Below are 15,226 nucleotides of genomic sequence, written 5' to 3'. Positions count from 1 at the left end.
GCCTTACTTTCTGTAAAAAAATTCCGACTATAAGAATAGATGATATATCATGCAACCGTGTAAGATATCACAAACCCTTGTTTCCAGGCTGCTCTCCCGGCCGGGATGGCAGCCTGGGAGCCCATCATGAACGCCATTATCAATGTGAGCGAGGTGACTCCCATGCTGCAAGGTATTGCTGTTTCTCAAGGCATAGGCCTGGGGCAGGTTATGTTGCTACAGGAGCAGAGCCTGTATTTTGACCCCAGCCGCCCCATCGACCCAAACACGGAATTGGAGCGGCTGAAACAGGCCGTAGGAACCTTTTGCCGCAATACGGCCCGGCAGGCAGAACAGCTTCACCGGTCGGCCGGGTGTGAAGGCGCGCATATTTTGGAATCACATATCGAAATGATCAGCGACCCTGGCTTGCAAGAGGAGTTGGCCGGTATGATTGGGAACGGGATTTGTGCCGAAACTGCCCTGCAAACTACCTGCGACCGCTACATAGAAACTTTTTCGGAATCCCACGACGAATTGACCAGGCTGCGCGCTGCGGATATCCGGGATATGTGCCATGCCCTGCTGTGCGTGCTGTTGGGGGTGGAGGACACAGATCTATGCGGCATCCCGAAAGATACCATCCTGGTCACAAAAGAATTGAGCCCTTCTGTAATGGCGGGTATTGATCGGGAGCATATTGTGGGGATTGTTACGGAGCGGGGTGGGCAGACGTCCCATGCGGCCATTTTGGCCCGGGCGCTGGGTGTGCCGGCCGTGTGCGGTGTGGCCGGCGCTATGCAGGCCCTGGCCGGGGGAGGCCTGGTCATTGTGGATGGCAGCCTGGGCGAGGTGATCTGCTCGCCGGCCGCCGGGGTGATTGCGGATTACAGCCGCCGGCGTGACGCTTTCCTTGCCAGGCGGCAGCAAATGGAGCACTTCCGGGATAGAAAGACCCAGGCAGCCAGCGGCGAAACCTATAGCCTGTATGCCAACATCACCATGCCCTGTGGCGCGGCTAGGGCCGTTGAGGCAGGAGCCGAGGGTATCGGGTTATTCCGCACCGAATACCTTTTTATGAACCGGGAGGTTCCGCCGGATGAACAGGAGCAGTATACAGCCTATGCCCAGGCCGTGCAGGGTGCGGGGGGGCGGCCGGTGGTTGTGCGTATTTTAGACATTGGCGGAGATAAGCAGGTTCCCTGCCTGGAACAGTACGAGGAAGACAACCCCTTTTTGGGGACACGGGGCATCCGCTGGTGTCTTGGCCACCGGGAGGTATTCCTCACCCAGCTACGGGCCCTGCTGCGGGCCGGAGAAGGGCAGGATTTGCGGATCCTTTTGCCCATGGTTACAACGGTAGAAGAGGTGCTGGCCAGCCGCAGCCTGTTGGCCGAGGCCGCAGCGCAACTGGAGGCACAAGGGGTGCCCCATGCGGAAAGCCTACCTTTGGGGGTTATGATCGAAACCCCCGCCGCTGCGGTTATGGCCGCACATCTGGCGGCAGTAGCAGACTTTTTCAGCATCGGCACCAATGACCTGACCGGCTACTTAATGGCTTGTGACCGGGGCAACCCTCGGGTGGCAGGCCTGCATTCGGCCTTGCAACCGGCGGTGCTGTGGTGCCTACGGCACATTATCCGCTGCGGCGCCGGGGCCGGTATACCTGTAAGCATCTGTGGGGAGGCCGCCGCAGACCCCCGGCTTATCCCCTTGCTGATGGCCTTTGGGGTCAGCAGTTTTAGTGTGTCGGCGGCAATGGTGGTACAGGTGCGGGGCGCTATCTCCCGGTGGAGCCGGGCGGAAACCAAACAACTGGCCGTCCAGGCCCTGGGGCTTGCTACCGAAGGGGAAGTGGCTAGGCTTATGGCCAAAGCTGTTGGGGAAGAATAAGGCGCATGGGCCTTGGCAAGGCTGCCCAGGCCCATGATATTTTCCCCATGCTATTGCTTTTCCCGGTGATTTCCTGTATAATTATCTTATACAAGATATTGCGTAAGCAGCAGGCAGCATAAGGAGGATGTTAGAATGGCCGAAAAGAAACAAGCCCCCATTTCTACCAGGGCGGATATCACAAAAAGCGCGGATCGTCTGAAGGCCTTGGACACCGCGCTTTCTCAGATAAAGAAACAGTTTGGCGAGGGCGCGGTCATGCGGCTGGGCCAGAACTCCTATTTAAACGTGGAGTCCATCCCTACCGGCTCCCTTTCGCTGGATATGGCGCTGGGTATCGGCGGCCTGCCCAGGGGCCGTATTGTGGAGATATACGGACCCGAATCCTCCGGTAAGACCACGCTGGCCCTGCACTGTGTGGCAGAGGGGCAGAAACTGGGGGGCAACGCGGCTTTTATTGACGTAGAACACGCCCTGGACCCGATCTATGCCGGGAATCTGGGGGTGGATGTGGAAAGCCTGCTGGTTTCCCAGCCGGATACCGGCGAGCAGGCCTTGGAGATCACCGAGGCGTTGGTGCGTTCCAACGCCATTGATGTGATCGTTATTGACTCCGTAGCGGCGCTGGTGCCCAGGGCGGAGATTGAAGGGGATATGGGTGACTCGCACGTGGGCTTGCAGGCCCGGCTGATGAGCCAGGCCACCCGGAAACTGGCCGGGGCGATCTCCAAGTCCAACTGCGTGGCCATCTTTATCAACCAGCTACGGGAGAAGGTGGGCGTTATGTACGGCAGCCCTGAGGTGACCACCGGCGGCCGGGCCCTGAAATACTATGCCTCTGTGCGCATTGACGTGCGCAAAGGGGAAGTGATAAAAAGCGGGACAGAGGTCATTGGCGCCCACACAAAGGCCAAGGTGGTAAAGAACAAGGTTGCCCCGCCTTTCCGCACCGCAGAATTTGACGTGCTTTACGGCCAGGGCATCTCCCGCATGGGTGAGCTGATCGACATCTCCGTCCAGTTGGAAGTGATCCAGAAAAGCGGTTCCTGGTTCTCCTACAATGGCCAGCGCATTGGCCAGGGCCGCGAGAAGGTGAAGGACTTCCTTACCGCCAACCCGGAAACCGCCAAGGAGATAGAGGCCCAGGTGCGTGCCAATGTAGATAAGCTGTTCGCCAAGCCGGGCGCTAAACCCGCAGCGGCCCCGGCAGAGGAAACCGCTACGGAGGAGCCCGCTGCCCCTGCCAAAGCCTCTCGGCCTGTTCCCAGCGACCAGTTAAACCTGGACATCACGGTGGATGACGAATGATGGAACTGACTGCCGCCGAACCCCGCCGCCACCGGCTGACGCAGCTATACATAGACGGTGAGCCTGCCGTGAAGGTGGACACGGAAACCTACCTACAGGCTGGCCTGCGGCCCGGAGATACGCTGACGGACGAGGAACTTCATGCGTTGATTTTAGCCTCTGATGCCCGCCGGGCCAATGAAAAGGCCCTGTACCTGCTGGAGCACAGGGATCATTCCAAAAAAGAGTTGACGGAGAAGATCGCCCGCACAGCGGCCTCTGTAGAGGCTGCCCAGGCAGCGGCCCAGCGGATGGAAGAACTGGGCCTGGTCGATGACGAAAACTATGCCCGCCGCCGGGCCAAGGAGTTGTTTACCCGTAAAAAATACGGCCCCTACCGGGTACGGCAGGAGTTGCGGCTGAAGGGGATTGACAGCGAGCTGATTGACCAGCTATTGGCGGAATATGCGGGCGAGTTGCAGGAGGAGAACCTCCGCCAGGTGCTGGAGCGGAAGTACCCCGGCTGGCGGGAGGACGAAAAGCAGCGCCGCCGGGCCATTAACGGCCTACAGCGGCTGGGCTATAGCTATGAGCAGATCCGCCACGGCATGAAAGAGGAAGAGGACTGGGATTGAGGCAGTCTGCCCCCCCCCGGCACGCCAGTTTATGACAAGGAAAAGCGCCCGCAGGTTATGCGGACGCTTTTTGCACCTTTATGGCTTTGTACAGAGCACGGCCCGGTCCAGCCCGGCCAGATCCTTGTATACCGATAGCCTGTCCATCCCTGCGGCCCGGAAGATCCCGCAAACCGCCCCGGCCTGGGTGTCGCCAATCTCTACGGCCAGTACCCCACCGGGCCGCAGCAGGGCCAGCCAGTTTTTCGCCATAGCCCGGTAGAATACCAACCCGTCCCCGCCCCCGTCCAGCGCCAGGGCGGGTTCCCGCTGTACCTCAGGCTGTAGGCTGGGCAGTTCATCCGCGGCAATATAAGGGGGGTTTGCCAGCAAAAAATCCAGCCCCCCGGCAAATAGGGCAGGGGTTTCTGGGGCCAATACATCAGCCTGCACAGCCTTTAGGGCATACTGGGGGTAACGGGCCAGGTTTTTCCGCAAATAGCCCAAGGCCATATCAGACACCTCTACACAGGCCCCTGCCGCAGGCACCAGGGAGCAAAGCCCCAGCCCGGCAGCCCCGGTGCCACTGCATAGATCCAGCCCCTGCGGGGCTCGTACATCTGCCAACTGGGCGGCTAAGGCCTCGACCACCACGGCAGTGTCCTCCCGTGGGATGAGCACCCCCTCGCCCACGGCCAGCGTCAGGGACATAAAGGGCCACTCCCCCACAATGTACTGTAGGGGACGGCGGGCTGCCCGCTGGGCCACGGCCTGCCGGAAGGCCCCCTCTGCCGGGGCGGGCACAGGTTCCTCGCCCTTAAGGGACAGAGCGGGCCAGCCGGCGCCTAAAAACTTCTCTGCCAGCACGGACGCGTCAAAGCCGGGGGAATCTATACCGGCCTCTGCCAGGCGGGCCCGTGCCTCCCTGTACAGCGCCTGGTACGTCATTGTACCAGATCCTCGCCGTTTTCAGGGATGACCGCCTCCATAGCGGCAATGGCCGCCTCGATCATCCGGCTGTCCGGCTCCCTGACGGTAATGCGTTGCATCCACAGCCCGGGGGCGGTTATAATGCGGGAAAAAGCGCTGTCATGGCGGGCGCAGAACTTCTGCACCTCATACCCGATGTTTACGATGACCGGGATGCACAGCAGCTTGACCACCGTGCGCAGCACCGGGTTGGAGAAAGGGATAAAAAAGCCCAAGATGATCCCCAGCAGCAGCATAAGGGCCATAAAGCTGGTGCCGCAGCGGGGGTGGAAACGCCCTTGTGCCCGGACATTCTCCACCGTAAGGGGTAAATCGGCCTCGTAGCAGAAGATGGTCTTATGTTCAGCCCCATGGTACTGGAACACCCGCCGGATGTCCGGCATCAAAGAGATCAGCAGGATGTACCCTACAAAAATAGCGATGCGCAGTACCCCTTCAAATACCGAACGCCAGCCGGAGATATCGCCGGTAAGGCCCTGCAACAGGTTGAAGAGGAAGGTGGGCAGCATAAAAAACAGCCCAATGGCTAAGGCCACCCCCAGCACCGAGCCAATGGCCATAATAACCCCGGTAACTTTGCTGCCCAGATGGTCGTCCAGCCATTTATCCAGGCCGGTAAGCTCCTCCTCTTCTCCGCCCGTGATCTTATCGGCGGAAAGGGAGAGGGCCTTGTAGCCCAGCCGGAAAGTGTCGATCATGGCAAAGACGCCCCGGATAAAGGGCTTACCCAAAATGGGGTATTTCTTGGTCAGGCGTTCGGACACAATGTCCTCGGTGGTGATGCGGCCCTGCTCGTCGCAAAAAGCGGCAGTGACCCGTTTGGGCCCTACCATCATAATGCCCTCCATAAGGGCCTGGCCGCCGATCGTGGTAATTTTTTTAGCCATAGGACAACTCCTTTGTTATGGGGATAAACCAGAAAATAGGGAAGGGGCGCTAAGCCTTGCACAGCGGGATCGTAATGGTGACTTTGGTGCCTTTGCCCACGCGGCTCTCCAGTTCCAGCAAGCCGTTATGCATGGCGATGATCTCGTCTGCCACGGCCAGGCCAATGCCAGAGCCCCGTACCAACTGGTTGGCCTTATAAAACTTCTTTTTAACGTTGGGCAGATGCTCCGCCGGGATGCCGCAGCCGGTGTCCTGCACCATCACCCGCACCTGTTCCTCCTCCAGCAGGGAGGAAACCGTAACCGAGCCGCCGGCGTTGGTATACTTTAGGGCATTGTCGATTATGTTGACAAATACCTGCCGCAGCCGGTTGCGGTCGCCATACACCGGGGCCAGGGAGATATTTTCCTCATAGATCAGCTCCTTGCCCTCGGTACGGGCCCGCTCGGTAAATAGGTACACGGCCTCGTCCAGTTCTGCCAGGATGTCCATCCGCTCGCTGACCAGTTGCATCCGCCCGTTTTGCAGGCGGGAGAAATCCAGCAGTTCCTCCACCAGCCCAGAAAGCCGCTCCGACTCCCGGATGATCACGGACATACCCTTCTCCTCCGTGGCTTTGTCCGCCCCGTCCCGCAGGGTTTCGGCCCAACCCTTAATGGCGGTAAGGGGGGTGCGCAGTTCATGAGAAACAGAGGAGATGAACTCATTTTTCATGCGGTCCGCGGCCCCCAGTTCCCCGGCCATATCGTTGATGGTGTCGCATAACTGGCCGATCTCGTCGTTGCGGGCTTTTTTGATGCGCACGTCAAAGTCCCCCTGGGCGATCTGCCGGGCAGTCTGGCTGACCTGGCGCACGGGCACCAAAATAGAGCGGATAAAGTACATACCGGAGAAGGTAAGCAGCAGCATAATAAATAGCCCGGCCACGATCAGGATCACGATCACCATCTGGGTCTGCTGGTCGGCCCGCTCCATGGATACCATATAGCGGATGCACCCAATGAGGATACCATTTTCGTCCCGCACGGCGCGGGTGATGGCCATCACTTTTTCGCCGGTGTTCAACTCCCCCACCCATTTGCCGGAGGAATCGGGGCTGGTGAGGGCCATGCTGTAGTCGGGCATAGGTTGCTCCCGGTCCGGCTCAAACCCGGTGGAGGTGATAAAGACCCGCCCATCCTTTGAGAGGCCCATGATCTCCATTTTCGACTTATCTTGAAAGTAGTTTTCAACATAGTCCCGTGTAATGGCCGCGAACTCGGAGGTCTTATAGCCCCGCGAACTGCCGGAAAGCCAGTTGAGCAATTCGTCCATACGGCCGGTAAGGGCCAGTTCGATGCCGTTGTAGGTGGAACTTTGCACCATCACGGAGAGGGTGGAAACAAAGACCACCAAAATGACGAACACCGCGCCAATGGTGTTGACAAACCAGCGGCGGGGGATGCTGCGGGTAAACATAGCCGGCCTCCTTTGGGCAAAGTGGGAGAAACGTGTACCGGGGACAGCCTGCATGGGCCATGGGCACAAAGGCTGCACAGCCGGGTACATAGGAAAGTTTCCGTGTCAAAAAAGCACGCCTTGTAGGTCTAAAGCCTACGCCTTCCAGCGGTAGCCAAGCCCCCACACGGTGGTAATGTGCTGGGGGTTAGAGGGCTCATCCTCCACCTTCATCCGCAGCCGCCGGATGTTCACGTCCACAATCTTTTCTTCCCCCACATAGCTGGGCCCCCACACGTGCCGCAGGATGTCCCCCCGGGCCAGGGCCAGGCCCGGATTCTCTAAAAAGTACTCCATAATCTGGAATTCCACCTGGGTCAGTTCAATGGCCTTGCCGTCCTTGCTGAAGGAGCGGTCCCGCAGGTTCAGGGAGAATACCCCGGACCGTACCTCGTCCCGCCGTACTGCCTGGTTCTGCTCGGCAGCCAGGGCCACCCGCCGGTACACCGCGTCCACCCTTGCCACCAGTTCAGAGGGGGAGAAGGGCTTGGTCACATAGTCGTCGGCGCCCATCATCAGGCCGCTTACCTTGTCCATCTCCTGGGTCTTGGCAGTCAGCAAAATAATGCCCAGCGAGGGGTTGCGGCCCCGCAGTTCCCGGCACACGGCCAGGCCGTCGTGGGCGCCGGGCATCATAATGTCCAGAATCACCACGTCAAACTGCCCGCCTCCCCGTTCGTACAGCTCCAGGGCCTGGTCGCCGCTTTCGGCCTCCAGTATCTCATACCCGGCCCGTTGCAGGTTGATCACCACAAATTCCCTGATATTCTGCTCGTCCTCCGCAACCAGTACCCGTTTCACGGCAATGGCCTCCTTTTTGATGGTTTTACTCCGTCAACAGCTTAAAGTCCCTGGCAATCTCCTCCGCACACAGCCGGTCTTGCTCGTTTTTGGTGGTGATCTGTATGCCGTATACCGAGTCATTTTCGGCGGCCAGCATGGTGTAGCCGCTGAACTCCCCACGGCTCTCCCAGGCTGTTTGGGTAAACACCCGTATGGAGAACAGCTTGCCCCCCAACAACTGGCTGCCGTCCTCCCCTGTGATGACCTCGGTGTAGGTTACGGTGCGGCGCTCCACATCATTGGTGGCACACACCCGGCCCAGCAGCTTGTACGGCAAGTGGAACCAGTAATTCTCCCGGGGGTTCATCAGGGCCCGCAGTACCAGGCGGCTCTCCCCTTGGGGGGTCAGGGCCTTCCACTCTACCATATAGCTGGTGGAGTCCAGCGCCACATCCTCCGAAATACCCGGCAGGCGGGTAACGGCAGGTATCTCAATGTAGCCGTCCCCGTTGATGTCCCTGGCGGCAAATTGGGTGGTAGAGGGCCGGGCGTACTCATTTTCATAGCCCTCCCCATTTACGCCGGTGGGGTAGTTGACCAGCCTCTCCCCGTCGAAAAGAAAGACCTGGGTGCTCATGCTACCGTCAGCGGTAGAGCCGTCCACCACCACCCCCCTGGTCGTGGCGTTCAGCGCGCCAAAGGTCATGGCGGAGTAGTTGGAAATATCATTGTTGGCGTCTACGCCGGCAGCCTCCTGGGGCCGCCCCGCCTGGTCAAAGGTAAACAGCTTGGCCCGGGCAGGGGTGGGCTCGGCGCCCTCTTCCTCAGGGGGCACAAATTTGTCGATGGTAAACAGCTCGTTGACCCCATCCCCGTCAAAGTCGGTGACAGCCAGTTCACCGTAAACACCCAGGGGGTATTCGTCTACCATGCCGTTGCCGTCATACAGGTAGGCGTTTACCGAGGCCGTGCGCCCGGTGGCGCCGGCAGTGCTCCCCCAGCCGATGAACACAGCGTCCCGGCCCTCCGGCGTAGCCCCAAAGCAGACCCGGTCTACCTGGGTGGCAATATTGGTAAAAGCCGCGGCGGTTGTCCATTCCTGGCCCTCTTTGCGCAAAAACTGCACCTCCACACCACTGTCCTCTACAGCATGGAACCCAATGGCATCCTCTATGCCGTCGCCGGTAAAGTCCCGCATAATAATAGCGGAGCGGTACTCGCCGTTTCTGGGGTAGATAAAGGTAACGTCTGTCTGTGACCCCTGCATCAGCCGGTAAATTGCCTGCTGGTCGGCGTTGGACTTGGGGGGGGACATCAGGTTTTGGGCGGAGAGCCCGGTAAACGAACAACTGGGCAGTTCCATAAACAGCAGGAAAGGGACCAGCAGCAGAAATATTCTTTTCACGACAAGCGCTCCTTTCCCTTATCATGCCCGCGCCCTCTGGCGGGGGTTATGCCGTCCGCTACGTGAAACGGCCTTACGTAGCCACAGAAAGCATCAGTTTGATGCGGTTTTCCTGGTTGACCTGCGTAGCGCTGGGGTCATAGTCAATGGGGACGATATTGGCCTGCGGGTACACGTTTTTTACTTTGCGGATCATCCCTTTGCCTACAATATGGTTGGGCAGGCAACCAAAGGGTTGGGTGCACACCACGTTTTCGTAGCCGTTCTCAATGAGTTCCATCATCTCCGCGGTCAAAAGCCAGCCCTCGCCCATTTTGCACCCGTGGCCGATAACCTCCCCGGCCAGCTCTTTTAAATGGGCGTAGGGGGTAGGGGCCGTAAACTGGGGGTGCTTTTTCACGGAACCAATCAGGTCGGACTCAAACTTGGTGAAATACCACTTCAGCATGGTGCATAGCTGTTTTTTGGCCTCGCTGCCGCCGTACAGGGCAATGTCCTCCAGGCGGTTATCAACCTTAAAGATCATAAAACCCATAATGCCCGGCACCATTACCTCGCAGCCCTGGCGGAATAGGAAGTCCTCCAGCCCGTTATTGGCCAGCGCAGAGTACTTCACGTAGATTTCCCCCACTACGCCTACCTTTAGTTTCTCCGTTTTCTCGATTTTTATCTCCGCAAAGCTTTGGGTGATCTGGTCAAAATGCGCCCGCACCTCCCGCTGGGTAAAGGCTTTGCCCTGCTCAAACAGGCCGGTCAGGATTTGGATCCACTCTTCTACCAGCCGGTCGCTCTCGCCGGGGATAAGTTCATAGGGCTTGGTTTGGTTTTTCAGCAGCATCAGCAGGTCGCCGTAGGTCAGGGCGGCAATGGCCCGGCGCAAAATGGGCAGCGTAACCTTAAATCCGCTGTTGCTCTCCAGGCCGGAGAGGTTCAGGGAAATAACGGGTATGTAGTCCAGCCCGTCCTTTTTCAGGGCTTTGCGCAGCAGGTGGATGTAGTTGCTGGCCCGGCACCCGCCGCCGGTTTGGGTCATGATCAGCGCGACCTTGTGCAGGTCGTACTTGCCGCTGTGCAGGGCGTGCATGAGCTGCCCGATAGACAGCAGCGCCGGGTAGCAGGTGTCGTTGTGGACGTACTTTAGGCCCTCGTCCACAATCTCCCTGCCGGTGGTTTGCAGCAAGTCCAGGTGGTACCCATAGCTGTTGAACACGTTCTTGATCAGTTCAAAATGGATGGGCGCCATGTTGGGCGTCAAGATGGTGTAGTCTTTCTTCATTTCCCGGGTAAATTCTACCCGGCTCTCATTGTCGGCCATATGCTTTCCTTTCTGTTTTTGGGCTGGGTCTTTTCGGGGCTGTTTCCGGTTTGGGCGGCCTCCGGTTTGGGCTGCCTCCGGCGGCTTAAGGAACTTTCTGTAGAAAGTTCCTTAAGAATCTTCAAAGACTTTTATGTGGCCCGGCGCGAATGCTTGCGGGAGTGGACGCGCCGGGGGCGGTCTTTATATTTTTCTTTTTGTTTTTTGTGTTTGATTTTTTGTGGTACGGGGGATGAGGGGGATAGGGTCAAATCTATGGCCTGGAAAAGAATGGCGCAGGTGGGGCCTTTTTCATGCGCGTGTGCAAGGAGGCTTAGCGGGTATGCGATAGTGGGCCCCTTAAGGGGAGCTAACCAACGCTATATCGCCGGAGGCCGGCCAAGAAGGGCTATTCCCCCAGCCCCAAAGCGGCGAAGAGGCTGCGCAGGCGGATGCGGACGGCGCCCAGGTTGGTGATCTCATCAATTTTGATTTGGGTGTAGATGCGGTCGCCCTCCTCCAGAATGGAGCGCACTTCATCGCCGGTAATGGCGTCTACGCCACAGCCAAAGCTGACCAGTTGCACCAGGTTGACGCGGGGATCTTGGTTGTCTACCACATATTTGGCGGCAGCGTACAGCCGGGCATGGTAGGTCCACTGGTTCAGCACCGTTGTGGAGAATTTTTCTACCTGGTCGCTAACGGAATCCTCTGTTACCACTACCGCGCCGCACTCGCACACCAGCTTGTCAATGCCGTGGTTGATCTCCGGGTCCAGGTGGTAGGGCCGGCCTGCCAGCACCACCACCGGCAGGCCGTGGGTTTTGGCATAGTCCATGTATGCCCGGCCCTTTTGGCGGATTTTCTCCATATAATCGGCATATTCCTGGTAGGCTGCGTCTGCGGCGGCTTTTACCTCTTTTTCGCTGATGCGGGGGAAGTAGCGCGCCAGTATGGCGGCCATTTTCCGGGGGAAATCCTTCCGCCGGTGGGGGCCTACGTAGTCGTAGATGAATTTGGTTTCGGACAGCGCCGATACGTTGGCGTCCAGCACCTCTGGGTAATAGGCCACTACCGGGCAGTTATAGTGGTTATCGCCCTTGCCTTCGTCAAAGTTATAACTCATACAGGGGTAGAAGATGGCATCGGGTTTCATATCCAGCAGGGCCTCGATATGCCCGTGCATCAACTTGGCCGGATAGCATACCGTGTCTGAGGGGATGGTATGCTGCCCATTTAGGTACAACTGGCGGTCAGAAGCCGGTGACCGCACCACCCCAAAGCCCAGGCTGGTAAAAAACCGGTGCCAGAAGGGGTATAACTCGAACAGGTTCAGGCCCATGGGTATGCCGATGGTGCCCCGCGCCCCCTTACAGGGCTGGTAGGCGGCCAGCAACTCCTTTTTGTAGTCATACAGGTTATAGGCGGCGGTGGGGCTGTGCTTTTGCAGGGGCTTGTCGCAGCGGTTGCCGGCAATGTAACGGGCGCCCCCGGCAAAGGTATTTACCGTCAGGCGGCAGTGGTTTTGGCAGCCGTTGCAGTTGATGGCCTTGACCTGATGGCTGAATGCCTCCAACTCTTCCGGGGACAGGATTTTGCTGCCTGCGTCCGCGTCCCGCTGGCGGTCCATGGCGTAGAGGGCCGCGCCGTAGGCGCCCATCAGACCGGCCACAGAGGGGCGGGTGACGTTTTGGCCGATCTCTTTCTCAAAGGCCCGCAATACCGCGTCGTTTAAGAAGGTGCCCCCCTGCACCACGATATGCCTGCCCAGGCTTTTGGCGTCGGTAACGCGGATGACCTTGTACAGGGCGTTTTTCACCACGCTCATGGAGAGGCCCGCGGAGATATTCCCCAGGCTGGCCCCGTCCTTTTGGGCCTGCTTGACGGAAGAATTCATGAACACCGTGCACCGGGAACCCAAGTCTACCGGGCTTTCGGCAAACAGGCCCTGGCTGGCGAAATCGGCCATATTATAGCCAAGAGCCCCGGCAAAGGTCTGTAAAAAGGAGCCGCAGCCGGAGGAACAGGCTTCGTTGAGGAAGATGTTGTCAATGGCGCCGTTCTTGATTTTGAAACACTTGATGTCCTGGCCGCCGATATCAATAATAAAGTCCACCTCTGGCAGGAAACGCTTGGCGGCAGTAAAATGGGCCATGGTTTCCACCAGGCCAAAGTCCAGCCGGAAAGCGTTTTTGATGATCTCCTCCCCATAGCCGGTGGAGGCGGCCCCCCGGATGCGGATGCCGGGACAACTGGCGTACAGATCCCGCAGGAAATCCCGCACCAGAGGCACGGGGTTGCCGTTATTGGGCAGGTAGCGGCTGGCGGCGATCTCCCCCTTGGCGTTGATGGCCACGGCCTTGACGGTGGTAGAGCCCGCGTCTATGCCGATATAGGCGGTGCCGTCCCGGGTAAGCTTGGCGTTGGTGGGTACGCTGTCCTTTTGGTGGCGGGCCACAAAGGCCTGGTATTCCGCCTGATTGGCAAACAGGGCCTCGCTGCTCTGGTAGGCATGGCTGGAGCTGTACTGCCGGATTTTTTTGGTGATCTCCCGGAGGTCGAAGGTTTTGCCCCCCTCGGAGAGGGCGGCCCCGGCCGCTACATAGTACAGGGAGCCGTGCGGGCATATGCCCTCTACCCCTAAGGTGCTGTCAAAGGCCCGGCGCAGTTGGGGGAAGAAGGTGAGGGGCCCGCCCAGATACACCACCTGGCCGGTGATCTCCCGGCCCTGGGCCAGCCCGGCAATGGTCTGGTTTACCACGGCGGTTAGGATGCTGGCGGCAATATCACCCTTTTGGGCCCCCTGGTTTAGGAGGGCTTGGATGTCTGATTTGGCGAACACCCCGCAGCGGGAGGCAATGCTGTAGGTGCGGCTGCTCTCCCCGGCGATCTCGTCCAGTTGGGTGGGAGTGATGTCCAGAAGGGTGGCCATTTGGTCGATAAAAGCCCCGGTACCGCCTGCGCAAGAGCCGTTCATGCGCACCTCCATGGAGCCGGAAAGGAAGAGGATTTTGGCGTCCTCGCCGCCCAGTTCAATGACTACATCGGCTTCGGGGAGATAGCGCTTTACCGCCATGCGGGTGGCGAAAACCTCCTGGACAAAGGGAATGCCCAGGTCTTCTGCCAGGCCCATGCCCGCAGAGCCGGAAACGCACAGCCCGGCGGACTTTTCGTTGGGGAACTTCTCCATCACCTGGACCAGCATAGCGGAGGCTTTTTCTGCTATTTGGGAGTAATGGCGCTGGTACTCTTGAAAAACGGGGTCGTTCCCCTCATATACCACGCATTTTAGGGTGGTGGAGCCCACATCCAAACCTATCTTCATTGCCTGCGGTTACATCCTTTCTTGTGGTATTGCCTTGCTGAGAGTAGGGATATACACTATATATGGTGCGGTATAACACATGGTACCTCGCCTGTCAATGTAGCTGTGGGGGCAAGGAGGTTGCCGGGTGAGGCGGAGGTTGCCCTTGCCTTTGGCGTGGTGGGCGGGGCGCTTGTGGAGATGATGTCGTCGGTTGCGCTTGTGGTGCAAACTTGAGGAAAGCGGAAAAATGCACTATATATGGTACAGCATAACACATGATACCTCGCCTGTCAATGTAGTTGTGGGGCAGGGAGGTTGCCGGGTGAGGCGGAGGCTGCCCTTGCCTTTGGCGTGGTGGGCGGGGCGCTTGTGGGGATGATGTCATCGGTTGCGCTTGTGGTGAAAACACAAAAAAGTGGAGAAATACACTATATATGGTACAGTATAACACATGATACCTCGCCTGTCAATGTAGTTGTGGGGGCAGGAGGGCTGCCGGGTGAGGCGAAGGTTGCCCTTGCCTTTGGCGTGGCGAGTGGAGTGCATACTAAGATGATACCATTTTTCGACCCAAAAATCAACACATGGAGCAATAACAATATATGGTGCTTTTTGCTTTGATTTATAGTAAAAAACCACTATTTCTGCTGTTTTTGGCCGGAAAAAGCCAGGAAAAAATACGGGCGGGGTTCCTTGCATTTGGGGGTGGGGTATGTTACAATATATTGCGGATATGGCCCAATTATGGCCGCCAGGAGGACAGGTTTTCGGGCGGGCAAACCCGCCAAAGTGCCAAAAACCCTGAAAAACAGGCCAGTTAGCCCCAACTTCCCAAGGGATAGCCAGGCATTCTTCCCAGGTTATCACGGGGATATCCCCCAGATACCAACCCGGTCTTTGCAAGGTATTACCAGCTTTTTTGTGTCTTCGGTGGCCTCCGGCGGCCCAAGGGGTTTCACCCCTTGGGAATCCCCACCACTTTTGAAAAAGTGGACAAAACTTTTATGCTTTGCTTTTTTGTCGTTTCATATGGCCGCCGGTTTTGGGGGACTCGAAAATATTTGCTGACTTATACTTTTTATTTTATTTTTATTATATTATGTTCGAGATTATATGCAATGAATTGAAATAAATAAATTAAGAAGATTATAATAAGATAATTTGGAGTGTTATTGAGGTGCATTGGAAATGATGCGTTGAAGGAAGGCGAACCAGAAAGTTTCGTCCACCTTTTCAAAGGTGGTGGGGTTCTTAGGGGCAACGCCCCTAAGCCGCCGGAGGCAAAGGTG

General features: G+C 58.0%; 10 protein-coding genes. 3 read left to right on the top strand and 7 right to left on the bottom strand.

Annotated elements, in window-relative coordinates; all coding sequences use genetic code 11:
* The first annotated feature begins 105 nt into the window (after nucleotides 1-105).
* The 3 genes from ptsP (at nucleotide 106) to U8U01_RS05740 (ending at nucleotide 3,794) form a co-directional block, all read left to right on the top strand.
* Nucleotides 106-1,872, top strand: a complete 1,767-nt coding sequence (gene ptsP / locus U8U01_RS05750; RefSeq protein WP_322172456.1) for a phosphoenolpyruvate--protein phosphotransferase — start codon at nucleotides 106-108, stop codon at nucleotides 1,870-1,872.
* 135 nt (nucleotides 1,873-2,007) lie between these two features.
* Complete coding sequence (gene recA, locus U8U01_RS05745; RefSeq protein WP_322172454.1) at nucleotides 2,008-3,180, top strand: recombinase RecA; 1,173 nt, start codon at nucleotides 2,008-2,010, stop codon at nucleotides 3,178-3,180.
* Nucleotides 3,177-3,794, top strand: a complete 618-nt coding sequence (locus U8U01_RS05740) for a regulatory protein RecX (protein WP_322172452.1) — start codon at nucleotides 3,177-3,179, stop codon at nucleotides 3,792-3,794. The genes recA and U8U01_RS05740 overlap by 4 nt, the downstream gene beginning before the upstream one ends.
* Nucleotides 3,795-3,872: 78 nt before the next feature.
* On the opposite strand, the gene prmC is transcribed toward U8U01_RS05740, so the two are convergent.
* The 7 genes from prmC to U8U01_RS05705 form a co-directional block, all read right to left on the bottom strand.
* Nucleotides 3,873-4,721, bottom strand: coding sequence for a peptide chain release factor N(5)-glutamine methyltransferase (gene prmC, locus U8U01_RS05735; RefSeq protein ID WP_322172450.1), 849 nt, complete (start codon nucleotides 4,719-4,721; stop codon nucleotides 3,873-3,875).
* Nucleotides 4,718-5,650, bottom strand: coding sequence for a DUF1385 domain-containing protein (locus U8U01_RS05730; protein ID WP_322172449.1), 933 nt, complete (start codon nucleotides 5,648-5,650; stop codon nucleotides 4,718-4,720). The genes prmC and U8U01_RS05730 overlap by 4 nt, the downstream gene beginning before the upstream one ends.
* Before the next feature lie 49 nt (nucleotides 5,651-5,699).
* Complete coding sequence (locus U8U01_RS05725) at nucleotides 5,700-7,109, bottom strand: sensor histidine kinase (protein ID WP_322172447.1); 1,410 nt, start codon at nucleotides 7,107-7,109, stop codon at nucleotides 5,700-5,702.
* 135 nt (nucleotides 7,110-7,244) lie between these two features.
* The gene (locus tag U8U01_RS05720) at nucleotides 7,245-7,949 is read right to left on the bottom strand and encodes a response regulator transcription factor (RefSeq protein WP_322172445.1); all 705 of its coding nucleotides are present in this window, start codon (nucleotides 7,947-7,949) and stop codon (nucleotides 7,245-7,247) included.
* A 25-nt stretch (nucleotides 7,950-7,974) separates the two neighbouring features.
* The gene (locus U8U01_RS05715; RefSeq protein WP_322172443.1) at nucleotides 7,975-9,336 is read right to left on the bottom strand and encodes a hypothetical protein; all 1,362 of its coding nucleotides are present in this window, start codon (nucleotides 9,334-9,336) and stop codon (nucleotides 7,975-7,977) included.
* Nucleotides 9,337-9,409: 73 nt separating this feature from the next.
* Nucleotides 9,410-10,651 (bottom strand): 2-hydroxyacyl-CoA dehydratase, encoded by a 1,242-nt coding sequence (locus U8U01_RS05710; protein ID WP_322172442.1) that lies wholly within the window; start codon nucleotides 10,649-10,651, stop codon nucleotides 9,410-9,412.
* A gap of 388 nt (nucleotides 10,652-11,039) precedes the next feature.
* On the bottom strand, nucleotides 11,040-13,955 hold the full coding sequence (locus U8U01_RS05705) for an acyl-CoA dehydratase activase-related protein (RefSeq protein ID WP_322172440.1): 2,916 nt from the start codon (nucleotides 13,953-13,955) through the stop codon (nucleotides 11,040-11,042).
* Nucleotides 13,956-15,226: the final 1,271 nt, after the last annotated feature.

This window comes from Acutalibacter caecimuris, from assembly GCF_034335085.1.
Lineage (GTDB): Bacteria > Bacillota > Clostridia > Oscillospirales > Acutalibacteraceae > Acutalibacter > Acutalibacter caecimuris.
Note: the sequence above shows the minus strand (reverse complement) of the source record. Positions and strands in the feature narration are given on the sequence as shown.

What these genes read in the sequence shown, in the direction of transcription:
- U8U01_RS05710 (WP_322172442.1), bottom strand. Translation starts at nt 10,651, where the DNA reads ATGGCCGACAATGAGAGCCGGGTAGAATTTACCCGGGAAATGAAGAAA.
- U8U01_RS05730 (WP_322172449.1), bottom strand. Translation starts at nt 5,650, where the DNA reads ATGGCTAAAAAAATTACCACGATCGGCGGCCAGGCCCTTATGGAGGGC.
- U8U01_RS05705 (WP_322172440.1), bottom strand. Translation starts at nt 13,955, where the DNA reads ATGAAGATAGGTTTGGATGTGGGCTCCACCACCCTAAAATGCGTGGTA.
- recA (WP_322172454.1), top strand. Translation starts at nt 2,008, where the DNA reads ATGGCCGAAAAGAAACAAGCCCCCATTTCTACCAGGGCGGATATCACA.
- ptsP (WP_322172456.1), top strand. Translation starts at nt 106, where the DNA reads ATGGCAGCCTGGGAGCCCATCATGAACGCCATTATCAATGTGAGCGAG.
- U8U01_RS05740 (WP_322172452.1), top strand. Translation starts at nt 3,177, where the DNA reads ATGATGGAACTGACTGCCGCCGAACCCCGCCGCCACCGGCTGACGCAG.
- prmC (WP_322172450.1), bottom strand. Translation starts at nt 4,721, where the DNA reads ATGACGTACCAGGCGCTGTACAGGGAGGCACGGGCCCGCCTGGCAGAG.
- U8U01_RS05725 (WP_322172447.1), bottom strand. Translation starts at nt 7,109, where the DNA reads ATGTTTACCCGCAGCATCCCCCGCCGCTGGTTTGTCAACACCATTGGC.